This is a genomic window from Natronohydrobacter thiooxidans, from assembly GCF_001884735.1.
Classification (GTDB): domain Bacteria; phylum Pseudomonadota; class Alphaproteobacteria; order Rhodobacterales; family Rhodobacteraceae; genus Roseinatronobacter; species Roseinatronobacter thiooxidans_A.
In genome coordinates this window covers 430,612-448,782 of the sequence record NZ_MJAP01000034.1, presented here as the reverse complement: position 1 = coordinate 448,782, position 18,171 = coordinate 430,612, and the positions used below count along the sequence as shown (strand labels likewise).

Genomic DNA, 18,171 nt, shown 5'->3' with positions numbered 1-18,171 from the left:
GATTGGGCCAGCGGCGCGCGCTGGCCCGTCGTCACTCAGTCGAGCTTGAAGCCGCCTTCGGGCAGGAAGGCATCGGTGAAATAGAGGCTCGCATCCGGCTCGGTCTGATACTCGTAGGTGAGTTTGATCTGCTCGATGGAATTGGCGAAACGATCTGCGTCGATGATCCCCATGCCGTTTTCCAGCACCCAATCCGTGACCATCGTGTCGCGCAGGGCGAGTTCCAGACGACGCTGTTCCAGCTCCAGATCCATCGCCGGATTGAACGGCTCGATGGCTTTGACCGCCGCGGCAGGGTCAGCGATCGTGTCGATCACGCCTTTGGCCACGGCCCCTAGAAAGCCCTTGACCGCATCGGGATTGGCTTCGGCGAAATCGGTATTGACGATGATCACATTGCCATAGAGGTCCACCCCGTGATCGGCCATCAGGATGACCGACAGATCCTCTTCCGGCACCCCCAGACGGGCGGTGCTGAGGAAGGAGGTGAAGCTGAAGCCGGTCACGGCATGGACCGTGCCTTCGGCCAGCGAGGGCTCACGGGTCGGGAAGCCCACGGGTTCAATGGTGATGGTCGAGGCGTCGATGCCGGTTTCCGCGACAAAGATCGGCCATTGCGCGAAAGCACCATCGGGGGGCGGAGCACCGAGGATCTTGCCTTCGAGATCGGCAGGGGTTTCGACACCGAGCGATTTGCGGCCCACAATGGCGAAGGGCGGCTTGTCATAGACCATCATCGCGCCGATCACGGGTGCGCCGGGATTCTGGTCCAGAAACTTGATCAGGCTGTTGATATCGGCAAAGCCCACCGGGAAAGCGCCGGTCGCGACTTTGGGGATGGCGTCCAGACTGCCCTGCCCGGCGGTGACTTCGACCGAAAGGCCCGCCTCGGCGAAATAGCCTTTCTCGATGGCCACGAAATAGGGCGCGGAGGGCCCTTCGAAACGCCAGTCCAGCGCGAAAGGCATGGCGGTCTGGGCATGAAGCGAACCTGCCAGAGCCGTGAAGCCGATGGCAGTGGTCAGAGTGCGGTGCAGCATGGAAGAACCTCTTGCTGTTGGGGTCATGGCTCTGGACTAAGCCCTTGTCGCGGCAAAGTCACAAGGCTTGCAGCCCGGCCCTCTGCCTTTGCGGTATTCTTGTGCAGGAGCCGGGCAGTTGCAACAGAATTAAGCGCCCTGACGCAGCGAGATGCGGCCCGTTGCACAGGTTTTGGGCTTGCGCGCCCTGCCGGGATCGGGAAATTTGGCAGCATCGGCGGGGGGTGGGCGATGCAGGATTTCGGCAGCTATGACTATATCATCCTCGGCGCGGGTTCAGCCGGATGTGTGCTGGCGAACCGGCTGAGCGAGAACCCGAAAACCCGCGTGTTGCTTCTGGAGGCGGGCGGCAATGACCTCTATCACTGGGTGCATATCCCGGTGGGTTATCTCTATTGCATCGACAATCCGCGCACCGACTGGCGCTACCGCACCGCGCCTGAACCGGGGCTGAACGGGCGCGCGCTCATCTATCCGCGCGGGCGTCTGTTGGGCGGGTGTTCCTCGATCAACGGGATGCTTTACCTGCGCGGACAGGCGGCGGATTACGATGGCTGGCGGCAGATGGGGCTTGCCGGATGGGGCTGGGAGGATGTGCTGCCCTATTTCCTGAAATCCGAGGATTATTATGCAGGCGCCGTGCCGGGCCAGCATGGCGCGGGTGGCGGTTTCCGGATCGAGGAACAGCGGCTGCGCTGGGAGATACTGGATGCCTGGAAAGAGGCGGCGGTGGCGGCGGGCATTCCCGAAACGGCGGATTTCAATCTGGGCGATAATTTCGGGGTCGGCTATTTCAAGGTGAACCAGCGCGCAGGGTTTCGCTGGTCGGTGGTGCGCGGCTTCCTGCGTCCCGCTTTGAGGCGTCCCAATCTGCGCGTTCTGACCCACGCGCAGAGCGAGGGGCTGATCCTGGAGGGGCGGCGCGCCGCGGGGGTGCGCTTCACGCATAGGGGCGCGCCCGCGCGGGCGATGGCGGCGGGCGAGGTGATCCTCTCGGCGGGCGCGATCAACACGCCGCATCTGATGCAGCTTTCCGGTCTTGGGCCGGGGGCGCTGTTGCAAAGCCACGGGATCGAGGTGATCCATGACATGCCCGATCTGGGCGAGAACCTGCAGGACCATCTGCAGATCCGCTGTGCCTATCGGGTGCAGGGGGTGAAAACGCTGAACACGATGGCCTCGACTTTGTGGGGCAAGGCGCTGATCGGGCTGGATTATCTGGCCCGCAGGCGGGGGCCGATGGCGATGGCGCCGAGCCAGCTCGGGGCCTTCGCCTATTCCGGCGAAGGGCTGGCCAGTCCGGATCTGGAATATCATGTCCAGCCGGTGACGCTGGACGCGTTCGGCCAGCCGCCGCATGATTTTCCCGCGATCACCGCGAGCGTCTGCCATTTGCGGCCCGAAAGTCGCGGCCATGTGCGGCTGGCGTCAAACGATCCAAGGGCGCATCCGGTGATCCAGCCGAATTACCTCTCGACCGAGGGCGACCGGCTTGTGGCCGCGCGCGCGATCCGGCTGACGCGGCGGATCATGGAACAGCAACCGCTGGCGCGCTACCGGCCCGAAGAGTTCAAGCCGGGGGCGGCGTTTCAGAGCGATGACGCGCTTGCCCGCGCGGCAGGCGATATCGCCTCGACGATCTTTCACCCTGTCGGCACGGCGCGGATGGGAACCGACCCGCGCGCGGTGGTGGATGGCCGGTTGCGGGTGAACGGGGTCGAGCGCTTGCGGGTGGTGGATGCCTCGGTCATGCCGCGCATCACCTCGGGCAATACCCAGGCGCCGGTGATCATGATCGCCGAAAAAGCCGCCGATATGATCCGCGAGGATGCGCGCGCCACGTGATCCGTAGGGTGCGTGCTGAGCACGCACCTTACCTTTTGCGCCGCCACCACATCACGCCGCCGCCGAGGCCCATGCCAAGGGTTGCGGGCAGAACAAAGACCGACAGCATGATGGCATGGCCCAGCCCCGCCATGCCCTGCGCCTGCCGCGCTGCAAGGAAGAGGCCGATGGCGGCCAGGATATGCCCGGCCAGAACCGCCCCATAGGCGCGCGCCCAGCCCCGGTGGATCAGCAGCGCCGCCAGAAGCGCACCGGCGACAAGCGCACCGCCCATCAGCAGCCATATCCGTGCCTCTGGCGGCAGCATCACGCGGCGCGCGCCCGCAGGCGCGGCACCAGACCATGCGCCCAGCCCGAGATCGTGCCCGCGCCCAGACAGATCACCATATCGCCGGGCTGCGCATGCCCGCGCACCAGCGCTTCCAGATCATCCTCGGTATCGACCGGATGCGCGGCCCGGTGGCCATGCGCCTTGAGCCCTGCCAAGAGATCATCGCGGCTTGCGCCCGCAATCGGCTCTTCGCCCGCCGCATAGACCGGCGCGATGCCCACGACATCGGCCTCGTTGAAACAGGTGCAGAATTCCTCGAACAGGTTCGAGAGCCGCGTGAAACGGTGCGGCTGGTGCACGGCGATCACCCTGCCCTCGCCGCCAAGTGCCTGACGCGCGGCTTTCAGCACCGCAGCAATCTCGACCGGGTGATGGCCGTAATCATCGATGATGGTCACGCCATCGACCTCGCCCACGCGGGTGAAACGGCGGTTGACGCCGCCGAATTTCGCCAGCGCCGCACGGATCTCGGACGGGTTCATGCCCAGATGCCGCGCCGCCGCCACAGCGGCCAGCGCGTTCGAGACGTTGTGATCGCCCGGCATGGGCAGGGTGCAGCCCTTGATCATGCGCCGCTCATCCTGCAGCGCGATGTCGAAATGCGCGATGCCGCCCTCATAGCGCAGGTTCATCGCGCGGATATCGGCCTGCGCGTTGAAGCCGAAAGTCACCACGCGCCGGTCGGTGATCCGGGCCACCAGCGACTGCACTTCCGGGTGATCGGTGCAGCAGATCGCGAGCCCATAGAAGGGGATACCCGAGACGAAATCATGAAAGCCCTTGCGCAGCGCGTCGAAACTGCCCCAATGCTCCATATGCTCGGGGTCGATATTGGTGACAATCGCGATGGTCGCGGGCAAGCGGTTGAAGCTGCCATCGCTCTCGTCGGCCTCGACCACCATCCATTCGCCTGCGCCCGCCCGCGCATTCGAGCCGTAAGCATGGATCACACCGCCGTTGATCACGGTCGGGTCCAGCTTGCCCTCGTCGAGCAGGGCCGCAACCATGGTCGTGGTCGTCGTCTTGCCATGCGTGCCCGCAATCGCGATATTCGAGCGCAGCCGCATCAGTTCGGCCAGCATCTCGGCGCGGCGCACCACCGGCAGGCCAAGGCGGCGCGCTTCCATCAGTTCGGGATTGTCCTTGCGGATCGCGGTCGAGACCACGATCACCGCCGCCGCGCCCAGATTTTCGGCGCGCTGGCCGATCATCACCTGCGCGCCAAGGCTTTCCAGCCGCTCGGTGATGGCGCTGGCCTTCATGTCCGAGCCCTGCACATCATAGCCCAATGTCATCAGCACTTCGGCAATGCCGGACATGCCGATACCGCCGATGCCGATAAAATGAATCGGTCCGATATCGGTGGGCAGTTTCGTGGCGGGGCTCATCTCGGCTCCTTTCGGGCAAGGGTTTCGACCATCTCGGCAAGGGCTGACGCCGCATCGGGGCGGCCCACTTTCAGCGCGGATCGGGCCATGGTCTCGGCCGCTTTGGGATTGGTCAGGATTGAATAGAGCGTCTCTGAGAGCGCGTCCGGGGTGAACTGGGATTCAGGGAAGACCACGGCCGCATCGACGCCCGAAAGCATCCTGGCATTGGCGGCCTGATGATTGGCGGCGGCGGCGGCATAGGGGATCAGCACCGCAGGCCGCCCGATCACCGAGATATCGGCCACCGAAGAGGCCCCGGCCCGGCTGATCACCAGCTGGCATTCCGACAGGCGGCGCGGGATATCCCCGAAGAAAGGCGCGATTTCGGCAGCGACCCCGCCCGCCTCATAGGCGGCGACCACGCGCGGGATATCTTCTTCGCGCGCCTGATGGGCAACCGTCAAGTTGCGCTTGATCGCCTCTGGTAGCGCCGCGATGGCCTCGGGCACCACATCGGACAGGATCCGCGCGCCCTGCGAGCCGCCGATCACCAGAAGATCCATCGGATAATCGCCGGGCGGGATATAGCCCGCGGCGGCGCGCTCGCGCACCGCTCCGCGCACCGGGTTGCCGGTGAAACTGCCCTCGATCCCGGCGGGCATCTCGGTGGGCCATGTACCGCAGGCGAGCGCATTGACGCGGCGCGCGAAAATCTGGTTCACTCGGCCCAGTACGCCGTTCTGTTCATGGATCATCCGGGGCACACGCAGCGCCCATGCCGCACTCAGCGCGGGGATGGAGGGGTAGCCGCCAAAGCCCACCACGGCGCGCGGACGATCGAGGATCATGCCAAGGGCGGCGCGCAGGCAGCCTGCGGCCAGCAGAAACGGCACTTTCAGCTTCGCGGCCATGCCGCCACGGGCGAAGGTTGCGGCGCGGACCTTCTCAATGCGCACAGCGCCCGGAAAGCCCCCCGCATAGCGCGCGCCGCGTGCATCGGTCGAGAGCTTCACCCGCCAGCCGCGTGCCAGCATTTCCTCGGCCAGCGCCTGTGCGGGGAACATATGCCCCCCGGTGCCCCCGGCGGCGATCAGAAGAAGTGGCGGCTTGGCCATGATGCTGCCCCTCAGGCTGACGCGCGCCGCGAGAGAATCTCGCCGATTTCGCCCTGTGGCCGGTTGCGCGTGAATGCCAGAAGCATACCGATTGCAAGCCCCGTCGCAAGCAGCGATGAGCCGCCATAGCTGACCAGTGGCAAAGTCATGCCTTTCGAGGGCAGAAGCCGCACCGCAACGCCCATGTTGATCATGGCCTGAAGCGAGAAGACGACCACGATGCCGGTGCCGGCAAGGCGGATGAACATGTCGCGTTCGCGCATCAGCCGGAAGAGCGAGCGCATGAGGATCGTGGCATAAAGGCCAATGATGAAGAGAACCAGGATCAGCCCGTATTCTTCCGCCGCAACCGCGATGATGAAATCGGTATGCGCGTCAGGCAGCGACCATTTCACCCGCCCCTCACCCACGCCCGCGCCGAAAAAGCCGCCTTCGGAAATCGCGTTCTGGGCATAGCCCATCTGGGTGCGCGGATCGATCTCGGCGGCGAGGAAGCCGTCGATGCGGCGGGCGAAATGTTCGGAACTGTGATAGGCGGTGTAGCCCCCCAGCAGCACCAGCGCCGCGAAACCGATCAGCAGGAACATCGGCGCGCCTGCGAGGAAATACATGATCATCCAGCCTGCCGCGATCAGCGCGGCCTGTCCGAAATCGGGCTGAATGACCAGAAATCCGAGCACGATCATGGTGAACCCGAGCGACAGCGCCTTGCCCGGCGGGCCGCCGGGTTCATTGCCTGCGGCCAGCAGCCAGGCGGCAAAGACCGCCAGCATGGGCTTGAGAAATTCCGAGGGCTGGAACGAGCCGAAGCCGAGGCTGTACCAGCGCACCGCGCCCTTGCCGAAATCAGTGCCGAAGAAGGGCAGGAGCACAATCGCCAGGAGCGAGATGAAGAACCCCACTGTCGCGACGCGCCGGATGCGCTCGGGCGAGCAGAGCGACATGGCGATCATGGCCGCGATGCCCAAGAGGCCGAAAAACACCTGCCGCTGCACATAGAAAAACGGCGGCAAGCCGTTGCGCGTGGCCAGCGGCGGCGAGGCCGCGAGCCCCAGAAGCAGCCCGACCGCCATCAGCAGCAGCACGGCTGTCAGCGAAACCCGATCAATCGTGCGCCACCATTTCGGAAGCACAGGCTCCACAACGCGCATTGGCGCGGTGCCATAGACCATTTCTGTCATCGAACTGCCCCGACTACCCGTCTGTTCTGGTTTTGCGTCAACTTGCCTGATTTGCCCGTTTTCCGGGTCTAGTTTCCAAGACTACCCCGAAATTTCCCCGGATTCCAGAATAAACGCACCCTACCCCGATCTGTGCGGCTCACATTTGCTTAGGGGGGTCTCCGTCCGGGTCCGGTCCGGCCACAGGGTCACAAGCGCGTAACCGGTGGCAAAGCGGCCCCGGCCCGCGCAAGCCCCCCTTTTCAGCGGCGCGCGCTGCGGCTATGTGGCCGGTATGAGCCTGCGCCCGCGATACTGGGAGACCCTCCCCCTGACCGAGATGACCCCCGAGGAATGGGAGGCGCTCTGCGACGGCTGCGGCAAATGCTGCCTGAACAAGCTGGAAGATATCGACACGGAAGAGCTGATCTTCACCCGCGTCGCCTGCCGGTTATTCGATGACAGCAGCTGCCGCTGCGCGAACTACACCGAGCGCAAACGCCATGTGCCGGAATGCGTGGTGCTGACGCCGCGCAATCTGGATGAGATCGCCTATTGGATGCCCGAGACCTGCGCCTACCGGTTGCTGCATAACGGCCAGAGCCTGCCCGACTGGCACCCGCTGGTGACGGGAGATCCCGCCTCGACCCGCAAGGCGGGCATGTCGATGCAGGGGCGCACCGTGTCCGAAGCGGTGGTGGCGCTGGAGGATTGGGAAGATTATCCACTGGAGGAGGGGTAAACCCCTCTTGCACCGGATGCACTGCGCCCCGTCATGACAGCGCGCGGGCCACGGCGGCCTGACAATGGAGTTCGGTGGTCGAAAAAGCTGGCAGGGGCGACTCTCCGGGGTCCAGCAGCAAGGGGATCTCGGTGCAGGCAAGTGCCACGCAATCCGCGCCGCGTGCACCCAGTGCCGCGATGATACGCTGGTATTCCTTGCGCGTTTCCTGCCGGAACTCGTTCCGAACCAGTTCTTCATAAATACTGTCGTGAATGAAGGCTTTCTCGGTGAGATCTGGAATGACAGCCTCTATCCCGTGCCGGGCAAGGATTTCGGGGTAGAAGTCACTCTCCATCGTCTTGCGCACACCAAGGATCGCGACCCGCTTCAGCCCCTGCGATTTGATGGCTTCGGCCGTCACCTCGGCGATATGCAGGAAAGGGATCGAGACTTCCGGCTGCACTGCAGGCACGAAGCGGTGCACATCATTGCAGGTGATGACAATGAAATCGGCCCTCGCCGCCTCCAATGCGCGGGCTGACGCCATGATTTGTGCGCAGGCGGCGTCCTCGTCCTCGCGCGCGATCACCGCATCGACATAGTCCTGTCGGTTAACGCTTTCGAGCACGATCCGGGCCGAGGATACGCCGCCCGCCGTCGCCTGCATGATTTCGTTCACGCGCTTGTAGTATTCGGCGGTTGAGACCCAGCTCAGCCCGCCGATCATTCCGATTTTCTTCATCACCGGGGATCCCGAGTATGCTGCGCAACCCTAGCTGCGGCGCAGTTGCAATTCGCGGGCGACTTCCTGCCGGACCAGCTTGCGGATGTTGCGGGTGATCTTCTCGCCCAATTCGCCCTGCAATTCCTGCCGCACGATATGGGCGACCAGTTGATAGAGCATGCCCTCGTCGATGATCTGCTCGCCCTCCGGCGTGGTGGCATCGGGGGTCTCTGTCGCTTCGGCGGATTCTGCCGGGGGCACGGGTTTGCCGGAAAGAACCGCCTCCAGCCGCGCAAGCGTGGCTTCCAGCGCGCTATCCTCAAGCCCCTCCATCGCCTGATCCGGCTCCGCGCCGGAAAAGGCGTCGAAGGCATCACCCTCGGGCGCTAGGTCCGGCTGCGCCGGGGGAATGGCCCCGGCCTCGGAGATGCGCCGGATCAGCGAATAGCTTGCAGGCGTTCCGGCCTCAGCGGCAGGGGCTTCCGCAGGCGGCGTCGGCGCGAGGGGCTCTGTCGGCGCGGGATCATTTGCCGCAATCGGCGTGGCGGGCGCAGCGCTCTCCGCTTCCGGGGCCACACGCAGCGCCGGGGTCAGGATCAGCTTGCCCGTGCGCGCGAGGGCGGGCTCCGGGTTTGGGCGGCTCTGCGCCTCTTGCGAGACCAGCCGCTTGATGGAGGTCAGAACATCCTCGATATCGCGCCGCGACATGGCTTCTGTCATTCTGCTGCCCTCTTACCACACCTGCCAAGGCATTCGCATGCGCGGCACCTTCTGAACGGGGCCCTGAGCACAAACGCCTGAATATGCACAAGTGTAACCCGGCGCGCGCGCGCAGACAATCTTGAATATCCCTGCGCGGTAAACGGGTTACTGGCGACCAATCGCGCGCAGCACGCGATCCAGCGCCTCGCCCTGCGATGAGGTGACAGGGGCATTGCGCACAGCGTTGTAATAGGCTTCGGCATCATAGGTGGGAATCCCCAGCCCCAGATGATCGACCGTCAGAAGCCCCATCGCCGCCAAGAGATTATAGGTGGCAATCTGCTGCGCCCCCTGCGCCTGCAGAAGCTGGGTGCGCGCGTCCAGAAGGTCGGTCTCGGCATTGAGCACATCAAGCGTGGTGCGCGCGCCAAGGCGGGCCTCCTCGCGCGTGCCCTCGAACGCGGTCTGGGCCGCGCGGACCTGTTGCTGGCTGGCCGCGATGCGGGCGCTGGACACATCGACATTCGCCCAGGCCACCGAAACATTCTGCAACGCCTGCGCCACGGCCTGATGCAGCCCCGCGCGCACGGCGTCGCGGCGGGCATTGGCCTGACGGTGCAGCGCGTTCAACTGGCCGCCCTGATAGATCGGGCGCGCATAGCGGATACCGGCGGTCGCGCTGGTCGTATCGCCGCTATCGCTGAATTGCCGTCCAAGCGAGGCCGATCCGGTGACAGAGCCGTGACGCTGGGCGAAGACGCGCTCGGCATTCAGTTCGGCGGCGGTCACTTCGTGCTGGACCTGCAACACGCTGGGATGGGTCCGGCGCGCGATATCCTGCGCGACCTGCAGATTGGCCGCCGTGCGCGGCAGGCTGGGCGGCGGGCGCAACTGGCCCGGATAGTTGCCGGTCGCGAACTTATAGGCTTCGCGCGCGGCGGCCAGATCGCCTTCGGCGGCGGACAGGAACGAGCGCGCGGCGGCCAGACGGGCCTCGGCCAGCGCGACATCGGTGCGGGTGACCTCGCCCAGTTCAAAGCGTTCGCGCGCGGCGTTCAGTTCCTGGGTGATCACGCGCTGCGTCGCTTGCTGTAGCGCCACGGCCTCGGTCGCGGTGCGCACATCTATATAGGCAGAAATCGCGGACAGCAGCACATTCTGCTCAACATTGACCAGCGCCTGACGTGTCGCCAGAACCTGCGCCTTAGCGGCTTCCTGCGCGAGCTTGCCGCGCCCGAAATCGATGATGGTCACTTCGGCGGCCAGATTGAAGCCCAGCGTCAGGCTGTCGGGCTGTCCGCCCGAGGACAGGCGCTGCTGCGCATCGGCAACGAAATTCAGCACCGGGCGCATCTGGGCCACGGCCACGGCCACATCCTCATCAGCGGCGCGCAGCAGGGCGCGGTTCTGCTCCAGCAGGTTCGAGTTGCGGTAGGCCGCAATCAGCGTATCCGCGAGTGATTGCGCCTGCACGCTTGCGCCAAGACAGATGCAGGTTGAGGCCATCGCCAAGGTTTTCAAGAAACGCTTCATCCATCCTGCCCCTTTATGCCGCGCTTGTTGCGCGTTTTGCTTTCCCTACAGGCTGAACGCCTTTGCCTTCGCAAAGCCGGGCAGCACCGGGGCGGCGGCATTGAAGATATCGCGCCAGCCGATCACGTCCCCCTTGCGCACACCCAGCCGGACCACACCCAGCGCACCATCCATGAACAGCGCGCAGACCCGGCCCCCTTCGGCCAGTTGCCCGATCAGGGTTTGCGGAAATTCCTCGATCCCGCCTTGCAGGATCATAACGTCATAGGGCGCATGTTCCGTCGCACCCGCAGTCAGTGGCCCGTTTACCAGCACGACGGTTTCCGCCCCGGCCCGCGCGAGCGCGGTTTCGGCGCTTTTGACAAGCACCTCATCCTCTTCCAGCCCGATGACGGCCTGCGCCATGGATTGCATCAGCGCCGAGGAATAGCCTGTGCCGCAGCCGATATCGAGCACCAGATCTCTGCGTGTGATGTTCAGCGCATCCAGCATCTTGGCCAATGTGCGCGGATCGAGGAGCACGCGCCCGCCCTCCAGCGCCAGATTCTCGCCGATATAGGCGGCCTCGATCTTGTCATCGGGCACGAATTCTTCGCGCGGGACACGCAGCATCGCCTCGATGATGGGAAATTTGGTCACATCAGACGGGCGCACTTGCGTGTCGACCATGGTCCGGCGGCGGGAAGCGAAATCGGCCATCGTTTTGAACTCATCAGTTTAGCAAGCCTGTCACTGACCTTTGCCACAGTTTGCCCGCCCCCGCAACATGCCAGCGTCTGGAGATCGCGGATCGTCAGCTTATATGCTGGGGAACAGGCGCAAAAACGGAGGCTGACATGAAACTCACCGTCTATCTGGCAGGCGAGATCCACAGCGACCGGCGCGATCAGATCACGCAAGGGGCCGCTGATCTGCCGGTCACCTTCACCGGGCCTGTGACCGATCACGCGGCCTCGGATGATTGCGGCGTGGCCATTCTGGGGGCGGAGGAGCAGAAATTCTGGCATGACCACAAGGGCGCGAAGCTGAACGCGATCCGCACCCGAAAGGCGCTGGCGGATGCCGATATCGTGGTGGTGCGCTTTGGCGAGAAATACAGGCAATGGAACGCGGCCTTTGATGCAGGCTATGCGGCGGCGCTGGGCAAATCGCTGATCGTGCTGCATGAGGACGAGCATCAGCATGCCCTGAAAGAGGTCGATGCCGCAGCGCTCGCCGTCGCGCAGAGACCGGAACAGGTGGTGCAGATCCTGCGCTACACGCTGAAAGGACAATTGCCCTGACCGGCATCGCAGGATTAATCAGTTTACCCGTCCGGGCGTTGGCGCTAGCATCCTGCCATCATAATCACGAGGGATTACAGGATGCTGAAAGAGTTCAGGGAGTTCATCGCCCGTGGCAATGCGATGGATCTGGCTGTGGGGATCATCATCGGCGCGGCCTTTACCGCGATTGTCAATTCGCTGGTCGAGGATATGATCAACCCGCTGATCGGGATTTTCATCGGCGGCATTGATTTCAGCGCGGTCAGTTTCGGCATCGGCAACGCGCAATTCATGATCGGCAATTTCATCAATGCGGTGATCAAGTTTGTGATCATTGCCTTTGTGGTCTTCATGCTGGTGCGCACGCTCAACCGGCTGTCCAGACTGGGCAGGAGGGAAGAGGCCCCCGCCCCGGCCCCGGAAGAACCCAAAGGTCCGACGCAGGAAGAACTGCTGATCCAGATTCGTGACGAATTGCGCGCACGTCCCACGGATTGACGCCCTGTCGGCCCGGACAGCATGGCGCGTCCGGGCGGCTCAGATATCGACGGCCGTGGTCTTGACCACCGTGCGCAGCGCGAAGGAGGATTGCATCTGCACCACCCCCGGCAGACGGCTGAGATAGCGCCGGTGGATGCGGGCGAAATCCTCGGTATCGGCGGCGATGATCTTAAGCAGGTAATCCGCGCTGCCCGCCATCAGGTGGCATTCCAGCACATCGGGCACGCGGCGGATTTCGCGCTCGAACGCATCCAGAATCTCGTCGCTCTGCCCCGAGAGCTTGATCTCGACATAAACCACTGTGGGCCGCCCGATGCTTTTGAGATCGAGCAGGGCCACATAATCGGCAATGATCCCTTCGCTTTCCAGCCGCTGCACCCGCCGGTGACAGGCCGAAGGCGAGAGATGCACAAGCTCGGCCAGTTCGGCATTCGTGACCCGGCCCTGCTTTTGCAGCACCCGGAGGATGCGACGATCTGTCGTGTCTAGCTGCATTGCGGCGCAACCTTTCTTGCTGAAATCCGGTATCTTGCGCAGAATCTTCGCCACGATCTGCGATTCCTGCACATAATATCAAAGATTTCGCGCAGGCTTTGCAATATCTTCTTCTGGAAGCATAACGGAGGATATCATGCTGATCGGTTGCCCCAAGGAAATCAAGCCACAGGAATTTCGCGTGGGCCTGACGCCCAATGCCGCGCTGGAGGCCATCTCGCATGGTCATCAGGTGATCATCGAGACGGGGGCCGGAGCAGGATCCGGTTTCACCGATGAAGATTACACGAAGATCGGCGCGGAAATTGTTGATACTGCAGAGGAAATCTTTGCACGCGCCGAGATGGTCGTCAAGGTCAAGGAGCCGCAGGCGGTCGAGCGGCGGCAGCTGCGCGAAGGCCAGCTGCTGTTCACCTATCTGCATCTGGCACCCGACCCCAGCCAGACCCGCGATCTGCTGGATTCGGGCGTGACCGCGATTGCCTATGAAACCGTGACCGACCGTCATGGCGGGTTGCCGCTGCTGGCGCCGATGTCCGAGGTCGCGGGCCGGCTTGCGCCACAAATGGGCGCCTGGTCGCTGCAAAAGGCCAATGGCGGGCGCGGAGTGCTGATGGGCGGTGTGCCGGGCGTGCGGCCTGCGAATGTCACCATCATCGGTGGCGGCGTGGTCGGCACGGCGGCGGCGCGGGTGGCCGTGGGCATGGGGGCGAATGTGACGATTCTGGACCGCTCGGTCCCGCGCCTGTCTTACCTTGATGATATCTTCCACGGGCGGCTGACGACGCAGTTTTCGGATGCTGCGGCGATTGCCGATCTGATCACGCGGGCCGATATGGTGATCGGCGCGGTGCTGATCCCCGGTGCTGCGGCCCCGAAACTGATCACGCGCGAGCAGCTTTCGACCATGCAGCCCGGCGCGGTGCTGGTGGATGTGGCGATCGATCAGGGCGGCTGTTTCGAGACCTCGCGCCCGACCACCCATGCCGAGCCGGTCTATGAGGTTGATGGCGTGATGCATTATTGCGTGGCGAATATGCCGGGGGCCGTGGCGCGGACCTCGACCATCGCGCTGGGCAATGCGACCCTGCCCTTCATGCTGGCGCTGGCCAACAAGGGCTGGCGCAAAGCCTGCGAGGATGACCCGCATCTGATGGAAGGGCTGAACACCCATGCCGGCCACCTGACCCATTACGCCGTGGGCCGTGCATTGGAAATCGATGTGCTCTCGCCCGCGAAAGCGCTGAAAATCTGATCTGCGCGCCCCGCGCTGCCCATTCCGGCGGCGCGGGGCTTTGCGGGATTTATTACATTCAAATCTTGCAATATGTATTCAAAAGCGTATATTGCCTCCAACACTGAAAGATGGAGACGCAAGATGACGCCCGAAGTTACCGCCTTTTTCGACGAAGAGACCTTTACCGTCACCTATGTCCTGCGCGATCCGAACAGCCTGAAATGCGCGATTGTCGATTCGGTGCTGGATTTCGACTATGCCTCGGGACGCACCGATACGCGCTCGGCCGATCAGGTCATCGCTTTCGTGAAGGACAAAGGCTATGAGGTCGAATGGCTGCTGGAGACCCATGTCCATGCCGACCACCTGTCCGCCGCGCCCTATATTCAGGCCGAGCTGGGCGGCAAGATCGCCATTGGCGAGAATATCCGCATCGTGCAGGACACTTTCGGCAAGGTGTTCAATGAAGGCACCGAGTTCCAGCGCGACGGCTCGCAATTCGACGCGCTGTTCAAGCATGGCGACAGTTTCCATATCGGCCAAATGCGCGGCGATGTGCTGCACACGCCGGGCCATACGCCAGCCTGCCTGACCTATGTGATCGGCGATGCGGCATTTGTGGGCGATACGCTCTTCATGCCCGATTTCGGCACGGCGCGCTGCGATTTCCCCGGTGGTTCTGCCGATACGATGTGGGATTCGGTGCAGAAAATCCTTGCCCTGCCCGATGCGACGCGCATTTTCGTGGGCCATGATTACAAGGCCGAAGGCCGCGACACCTATGCCTGGGAATCCACGGTGGGCGAACAGAAGCGGCTGAACAAGCATGTGGGCATGGGCAAATCCAAGGAAGATTTCGTCGCCGCCCGCAAAGCACGCGATGCGGAACTGGACATGCCGCGACTGATCGTGCCGTCATTGCAGGTCAATATGCGCGCGGGCCAGATGCCCGAGCCCGAGGATAATGGTACAGTCTATCTGAAAGTGCCGGTCAACACGCTCTGATCCGGGCGACAACATCAACACGGGGCGCGCGCGGCAGGGCTTTGCCGCGCCGCTTCTGCGAGCAGGGTAAGAGAATGATTGAAACAGACTGGATCTGGGGCCTGATCGGGGGCCTGATGATCGGCATGGCGGCGGCGATTTTCCTGCTGGGCAATGGCCGGATCATGGGCGCGAGCGGGATTATCGGCGGGCTGGTGGACCGCACCGGACTGGGCAACTGGGCCGAGCGGGTGGCCTTTCTGGCCGCGCTCATCGTGGTGCCTGCGCTGATGCTGCCGCTCTATTCGGTCGAGGTGTCGACCAATATCACCTCCAATCTGGCGGTGATCATTGCGGGCGGGTTGCTGGTGGGGATCGGCACGCGGCTGGCGAATGGCTGCACCTCGGGGCACGGGGTCTGCGGGATTTCGCGCTTCTCGCTGCGCGGGATCGTGGCGACGGTGTTCTATCTGCTGGCGGGCGGTATCGCGATGGTGCTGTTTCGGCATGTTCTGGGGGTGATCTGATGCAACGCATTGTTCTTGCAGCGCTTTCGGGCGGGTTATTCGGCGCGGGGCTTCTGGTTTCGGGCATGACCGACACGACCAAGGTGCAGGGCTGGCTGGATATTTTCGGCGCCTGGGATCCGACGCTGGCTTTCGTGCTGGGCGGTGCGATCCTGCCCATGCTGCTCGCGTGGCACATGACCACCAAACGCGCCATGTCGCTGGTGGGAGAACCGTTTCCGGCCAAGCCTGATCCGCGACTGGGGCATAATCTGGTGATCGGCTCGGTGCTGTTCGGGGCGGGCTGGGGGCTGGTGGGGCTGTGCCCCGGCCCGGCGATTGCCTCGCTCAGCTGGGGCGGCACCGGCGGGATCGCCTTTATCCTTGCGATGATCGGCGGTATGCTGATAGCCAGACCTATCCGGCTGCAGATCGACCGTCTGGCAGCTATCTGAGCGGAGCCTTGCATGGATATTCGACCCCTGACTGACAGTTACGCAGTCTCGCCCCAGATCGCGCCGGAAGATGTGGCCGCGATTGCGGATGCGGGCTACACCACAGTGATCTGCAATCGCCCCGACGGGGAAATCCCGCCCGAAATCCGGGCAGCGGAACTCCGCAAGGCGGTCGAGGCGGCGGGGCTTCGCTTCGTGCTGAACCCGGTAATCGGCGGCGCGATCACGATGGAGAATGTCGAGGCGCAGGGCGCTGCCCTGCGCGACAGCGACGGGCCGGTGCTGGCCTATTGCGCCTCGGGCAACCGCTCGTCGATTGTCTGGGCGCTGTCGCAGGCCGGGCAGAGGCCGACGGATGAGCTGGTCGCAGCGCCCGCGCGCTATGGCTATGCGCTGGAGCCGTTCCGGGGCACGATCGACCAGCTGGCGCAGGGCTGAGACAGCGCGCTTCGGCCCCCGGTCGTCACGCCGGGGGCTTTTTTGTTGCGCCAGTGCTTCCGAAGTCACGAAAGCCTGCGCGTCAGCCCTGCAGCGGCCTGTGTCACAAACACTCAATCTGCTGCGGCGTAGCAGACCGCTTGCAGCTTGTTGCCATCCGGGTCACGCACATAGGCGGCATAGTAATTTTCCCCGTAATGCGGTCGCAGCCCCGGTGGACCCTCACAGCTTCCGCCCAGACGCAAGGCGCAGTCGTGGAAATTCCGCACCGCGTCCCGCGTTTCCGCCACAAAGGCGATATGCGTCCCGTTTCCCCATGTCGCCGGGCGGCCATCTTCCGGCGGATAGAGATATAGCGTCGGCATTCCGCCCTTCTCATAGGCCGGTGGTTTGCCCGGAGGTTTGGGCAGACGCGCAAAACCCAGCGCGCCGAGCACCTCGTCATAGAAGCGCCCGGCGCGTCGCGTGTCATTCGTCCCGAGCGTGATATGGCTGATGACGGACATTCTTCCCTCGCTGCATGCTGCCGCGAGGATAAAACAGGAACACCCATCCGCCAAGCGTTTTCACGGGCCGGGCGCATATCGCCGGGCACTTCCCCTGCGCAGGCCCCGGCCTTCACTCCGGGTCGCGCGGCTCGGCAATCGCTCCCGCCCCCGGCCTGTCCGGCACGAAGGCGGCTTTCGGCGGGGCAAAGGGGGTGATCTGCGCAGGCAGGGCGACGCGCGGCACGCTCGCGCCGGTCGCATCCGTCAGTACGCCGGGATCAGCGGTCAGGCGCATGGCCCGCTGCCCCCGCGCCTGCCCCAGACGCCCGATGCCGATGGCATTGTCATCGAGGGTTTCCAGCGTCAGGGTTTCCAGCGCGCTTTCGGGCAGGCGCAGAATATCGCCGGGGCGCAGGCGCAGCGCATCGGTGAGCGTGATCTGCACCCGTCCGAGCATCGCATTCAGCACCACTTCGCTGCTGCTGATCGCGGCTTCAATCCGCGCCTGCCAGTCGCGTTCGGCCTCCATCTCGGTCGCCGCATCGCGGCGTCCGGGGCGCGCGGGCGCGGGATCGGGCAGGATCAGGAGCAAATCGCCTTCTTTCGCGCCGAAGCCCAGACTGATGCGTAGATGCAGGATGTGATACATCCCGTCTTCGAGCAGAATACCGAGCGGGCGCGGATCGTCGAGATAAGAGCCATAGACATAGCCAGAGACCAGATCCGCCTGCGCCAGATCGGCGCAGCGCTGGTCGATCTGGCGCAGGAATGCGTCGATCAGCGGCGCGATCAGCCCGGCATCGGTGCGCGTGGGTTTGCGGCGGGGGGGAATGGCGGTATCGACGCGGCCTGTGGTCTGCGCCTCGATCATCCCGGCCATCAGCATCGGGCAGGCGGTCATGAGGCCGATCCGCTCGCCCTGCCCTTCGAGCAGCGCCAGAAACATGCCGCTTTCCATCAGATCCAGCCACTCGGCCAGCGCGCCCTGCCGGATATCGACGCGCTGCACCATCGCATCCAGCCCCGGACAGTCAGAGGCCATCCGGCCAAAGGCCACCCGCAGCGCGGCGCAGAGCTGGGCGCGGTCCTGCGCGGCGGCGCGTTGATGCCGCGTCGCCATCAGGCGCAGTGCATCAGCACGCGCCTGTTCGCCAGCCGGTCCGGTTTCCTCTGCGCTTTGTGCGGTCCTGGTCATTGGCTTGCCACCCGTCCTGCCGCCAAATCTGGCGCAAAAGGGTTAGCAAAGACTGAAGCTGGC

At 64.1% G+C, this 18,171-nt stretch carries 21 protein-coding genes; 9 read left to right on the top strand and 12 right to left on the bottom strand.

Annotation, left to right across the window (positions count from 1 at the left end; all coding sequences use genetic code 11):
• Positions 1 to 35: 35 nt before the first annotated feature.
• Positions 36 to 1,040, bottom strand: coding sequence for an ABC transporter substrate-binding protein (locus tag BG457_RS16805; protein WP_071798716.1), 1,005 nt, complete (start codon positions 1,038 to 1,040; stop codon positions 36 to 38).
• A 231-nt stretch (positions 1,041 to 1,271) separates the two neighbouring features.
• On the opposite strand from BG457_RS16805, the gene BG457_RS16800 reads away from it, so the two are divergent.
• A complete protein-coding gene (locus BG457_RS16800; protein WP_071798714.1) occupies positions 1,272 to 2,885 on the top strand; it encodes a GMC family oxidoreductase in 1,614 nt (537 codons plus the stop codon).
• A gap of 28 nt (positions 2,886 to 2,913) precedes the next feature.
• Here the strand turns inward: BG457_RS16800 and BG457_RS16795 are convergent, their stop codons facing one another.
• The 4 genes from BG457_RS16795 to BG457_RS16780 are packed head-to-tail and all read right to left on the bottom strand — an operon-like array spanning position 2,914 to position 6,882.
• Positions 2,914 to 3,195 carry a hypothetical protein gene (locus tag BG457_RS16795; RefSeq protein ID WP_139257820.1) on the bottom strand — a complete coding sequence of 94 codons (282 nt, stop codon included), beginning with the start codon at positions 3,193 to 3,195 and terminating at the stop codon, positions 2,914 to 2,916.
• Positions 3,192 to 4,604 (bottom strand): UDP-N-acetylmuramate--L-alanine ligase, encoded by a 1,413-nt coding sequence (gene murC, locus BG457_RS16790; RefSeq protein ID WP_071798711.1) that lies wholly within the window; start codon positions 4,602 to 4,604, stop codon positions 3,192 to 3,194. Before murC ends, BG457_RS16795 begins: the two co-directional genes overlap by 4 nt.
• On the bottom strand, positions 4,601 to 5,701 hold the full coding sequence (locus tag BG457_RS16785) for a UDP-N-acetylglucosamine--N-acetylmuramyl-(pentapeptide) pyrophosphoryl-undecaprenol N-acetylglucosamine transferase (protein WP_071798708.1): 1,101 nt from the start codon (positions 5,699 to 5,701) through the stop codon (positions 4,601 to 4,603). Before BG457_RS16785 ends, murC begins: the two co-directional genes overlap by 4 nt.
• Positions 5,702 to 5,712: 11 nt before the next feature.
• A complete protein-coding gene (locus BG457_RS16780) occupies positions 5,713 to 6,882 on the bottom strand; it encodes an FtsW/RodA/SpoVE family cell cycle protein (RefSeq protein ID WP_071798706.1) in 1,170 nt (389 codons plus the stop codon).
• Positions 6,883 to 7,156: 274 nt separating this feature from the next.
• Between BG457_RS16780 and BG457_RS16775 the strand changes: the two genes are divergently transcribed.
• Positions 7,157 to 7,603, top strand: coding sequence for a YcgN family cysteine cluster protein (locus tag BG457_RS16775; protein WP_071798704.1), 447 nt, complete (start codon positions 7,157 to 7,159; stop codon positions 7,601 to 7,603).
• A 31-nt stretch (positions 7,604 to 7,634) separates the two neighbouring features.
• Here the strand turns inward: BG457_RS16775 and BG457_RS16770 are convergent, their stop codons facing one another.
• The 4 genes from BG457_RS16770 to BG457_RS16755 form a co-directional block, all read right to left on the bottom strand.
• Positions 7,635 to 8,327 carry an aspartate/glutamate racemase family protein gene (locus BG457_RS16770; protein WP_071798703.1) on the bottom strand — a complete coding sequence of 231 codons (693 nt, stop codon included), beginning with the start codon at positions 8,325 to 8,327 and terminating at the stop codon, positions 7,635 to 7,637.
• 30 nt (positions 8,328 to 8,357) lie between these two features.
• Positions 8,358 to 9,029, bottom strand: a complete 672-nt coding sequence (locus BG457_RS16765; protein WP_071798700.1) for a hypothetical protein — start codon at positions 9,027 to 9,029, stop codon at positions 8,358 to 8,360.
• Positions 9,030 to 9,176: 147 nt separating this feature from the next.
• Positions 9,177 to 10,544: a TolC family outer membrane protein gene (locus BG457_RS16760; protein WP_071798698.1), complete on the bottom strand. Its 1,368-nt coding sequence runs from the start codon at positions 10,542 to 10,544 to the stop codon at positions 9,177 to 9,179.
• A 45-nt stretch (positions 10,545 to 10,589) separates the two neighbouring features.
• A complete protein-coding gene (locus BG457_RS16755; protein ID WP_071798697.1) occupies positions 10,590 to 11,243 on the bottom strand; it encodes a protein-L-isoaspartate O-methyltransferase family protein in 654 nt (217 codons plus the stop codon).
• Positions 11,244 to 11,380: 137 nt separating this feature from the next.
• On the opposite strand from BG457_RS16755, the gene BG457_RS16750 reads away from it, so the two are divergent.
• On the top strand, positions 11,381 to 11,827 hold the full coding sequence (locus BG457_RS16750; RefSeq protein ID WP_071798695.1) for a YtoQ family protein: 447 nt from the start codon (positions 11,381 to 11,383) through the stop codon (positions 11,825 to 11,827).
• Positions 11,828 to 11,908: 81 nt separating this feature from the next.
• On the top strand, positions 11,909 to 12,307 hold the full coding sequence (gene mscL / locus BG457_RS16745) for a large conductance mechanosensitive channel protein MscL (RefSeq protein WP_071798693.1): 399 nt from the start codon (positions 11,909 to 11,911) through the stop codon (positions 12,305 to 12,307).
• A gap of 39 nt (positions 12,308 to 12,346) precedes the next feature.
• Here mscL and BG457_RS16740 read toward each other — a convergent pair whose 3' ends face one another.
• Positions 12,347 to 12,805 carry an Lrp/AsnC family transcriptional regulator gene (locus tag BG457_RS16740; RefSeq protein WP_071799268.1) on the bottom strand — a complete coding sequence of 153 codons (459 nt, stop codon included), beginning with the start codon at positions 12,803 to 12,805 and terminating at the stop codon, positions 12,347 to 12,349.
• Positions 12,806 to 12,941: 136 nt separating this feature from the next.
• Here BG457_RS16740 and ald point away from each other — a divergent pair, with 136 nt between their 5' ends.
• The 5 genes from ald to BG457_RS16715 all read left to right on the top strand — a co-directional run bounded on the left by ald (position 12,942) and on the right by BG457_RS16715 (position 16,425).
• On the top strand, positions 12,942 to 14,060 hold the full coding sequence (ald, locus tag BG457_RS16735; RefSeq protein ID WP_071798691.1) for an alanine dehydrogenase: 1,119 nt from the start codon (positions 12,942 to 12,944) through the stop codon (positions 14,058 to 14,060).
• Between the two features lie 123 nt (positions 14,061 to 14,183).
• Positions 14,184 to 15,047, top strand: a complete 864-nt coding sequence (locus BG457_RS16730; RefSeq protein WP_071798688.1) for an MBL fold metallo-hydrolase — start codon at positions 14,184 to 14,186, stop codon at positions 15,045 to 15,047.
• Between the two features lie 77 nt (positions 15,048 to 15,124).
• The gene (locus BG457_RS16725; RefSeq protein WP_071799267.1) at positions 15,125 to 15,553 is read left to right on the top strand and encodes a YeeE/YedE family protein; all 429 of its coding nucleotides are present in this window, start codon (positions 15,125 to 15,127) and stop codon (positions 15,551 to 15,553) included.
• Positions 15,553 to 15,987, top strand: coding sequence for a DUF6691 family protein (locus tag BG457_RS16720; RefSeq protein ID WP_071798686.1), 435 nt, complete (start codon positions 15,553 to 15,555; stop codon positions 15,985 to 15,987). Before BG457_RS16725 ends, BG457_RS16720 begins: the two co-directional genes overlap by 1 nt.
• Positions 15,988 to 15,999: 12 nt before the next feature.
• Positions 16,000 to 16,425 (top strand): protein tyrosine phosphatase family protein, encoded by a 426-nt coding sequence (locus BG457_RS16715; protein WP_071798684.1) that lies wholly within the window; start codon positions 16,000 to 16,002, stop codon positions 16,423 to 16,425.
• A gap of 113 nt (positions 16,426 to 16,538) precedes the next feature.
• On the opposite strand, the gene BG457_RS16710 is transcribed toward BG457_RS16715, so the two are convergent.
• Entirely contained in the window at positions 16,539 to 16,931 is a 393-nt protein-coding gene (locus tag BG457_RS16710) for a VOC family protein (protein WP_071798682.1), read from the bottom strand.
• A gap of 112 nt (positions 16,932 to 17,043) precedes the next feature.
• A complete protein-coding gene (locus tag BG457_RS16705; protein WP_071798680.1) occupies positions 17,044 to 18,108 on the bottom strand; it encodes a FliM/FliN family flagellar motor switch protein in 1,065 nt (354 codons plus the stop codon).
• Between the last annotated feature and the right edge of the window lie 63 nt (positions 18,109 to 18,171).

What these genes read in the sequence shown, in the direction of transcription:
- BG457_RS16805 (WP_071798716.1), bottom strand. Translation starts at nt 1,040, where the DNA reads ATGCTGCACCGCACTCTGACCACTGCCATCGGCTTCACGGCTCTGGCA.
- BG457_RS16800 (WP_071798714.1), top strand. Translation starts at nt 1,272, where the DNA reads ATGCAGGATTTCGGCAGCTATGACTATATCATCCTCGGCGCGGGTTCA.
- murC (WP_071798711.1), bottom strand. Translation starts at nt 4,604, where the DNA reads ATGAGCCCCGCCACGAAACTGCCCACCGATATCGGACCGATTCATTTT.
- BG457_RS16785 (WP_071798708.1), bottom strand. Translation starts at nt 5,701, where the DNA reads ATGGCCAAGCCGCCACTTCTTCTGATCGCCGCCGGGGGCACCGGGGGG.
- BG457_RS16780 (WP_071798706.1), bottom strand. Translation starts at nt 6,882, where the DNA reads ATGACAGAAATGGTCTATGGCACCGCGCCAATGCGCGTTGTGGAGCCT.
- BG457_RS16775 (WP_071798704.1), top strand. Translation starts at nt 7,157, where the DNA reads ATGAGCCTGCGCCCGCGATACTGGGAGACCCTCCCCCTGACCGAGATG.
- BG457_RS16770 (WP_071798703.1), bottom strand. Translation starts at nt 8,327, where the DNA reads ATGAAGAAAATCGGAATGATCGGCGGGCTGAGCTGGGTCTCAACCGCC.
- BG457_RS16765 (WP_071798700.1), bottom strand. Translation starts at nt 9,029, where the DNA reads ATGACAGAAGCCATGTCGCGGCGCGATATCGAGGATGTTCTGACCTCC.
- BG457_RS16760 (WP_071798698.1), bottom strand. Translation starts at nt 10,544, where the DNA reads ATGAAGCGTTTCTTGAAAACCTTGGCGATGGCCTCAACCTGCATCTGT.
- BG457_RS16755 (WP_071798697.1), bottom strand. Translation starts at nt 11,243, where the DNA reads ATGGCCGATTTCGCTTCCCGCCGCCGGACCATGGTCGACACGCAAGTG.
- BG457_RS16750 (WP_071798695.1), top strand. Translation starts at nt 11,381, where the DNA reads ATGAAACTCACCGTCTATCTGGCAGGCGAGATCCACAGCGACCGGCGC.
- mscL (WP_071798693.1), top strand. Translation starts at nt 11,909, where the DNA reads ATGCTGAAAGAGTTCAGGGAGTTCATCGCCCGTGGCAATGCGATGGAT.
- BG457_RS16740 (WP_071799268.1), bottom strand. Translation starts at nt 12,805, where the DNA reads ATGCAGCTAGACACGACAGATCGTCGCATCCTCCGGGTGCTGCAAAAG.
- ald (WP_071798691.1), top strand. Translation starts at nt 12,942, where the DNA reads ATGCTGATCGGTTGCCCCAAGGAAATCAAGCCACAGGAATTTCGCGTG.
- BG457_RS16730 (WP_071798688.1), top strand. Translation starts at nt 14,184, where the DNA reads ATGACGCCCGAAGTTACCGCCTTTTTCGACGAAGAGACCTTTACCGTC.
- BG457_RS16720 (WP_071798686.1), top strand. Translation starts at nt 15,553, where the DNA reads ATGCAACGCATTGTTCTTGCAGCGCTTTCGGGCGGGTTATTCGGCGCG.
- BG457_RS16715 (WP_071798684.1), top strand. Translation starts at nt 16,000, where the DNA reads ATGGATATTCGACCCCTGACTGACAGTTACGCAGTCTCGCCCCAGATC.
- BG457_RS16710 (WP_071798682.1), bottom strand. Translation starts at nt 16,931, where the DNA reads ATGTCCGTCATCAGCCATATCACGCTCGGGACGAATGACACGCGACGC.
- BG457_RS16705 (WP_071798680.1), bottom strand. Translation starts at nt 18,108, where the DNA reads ATGACCAGGACCGCACAAAGCGCAGAGGAAACCGGACCGGCTGGCGAA.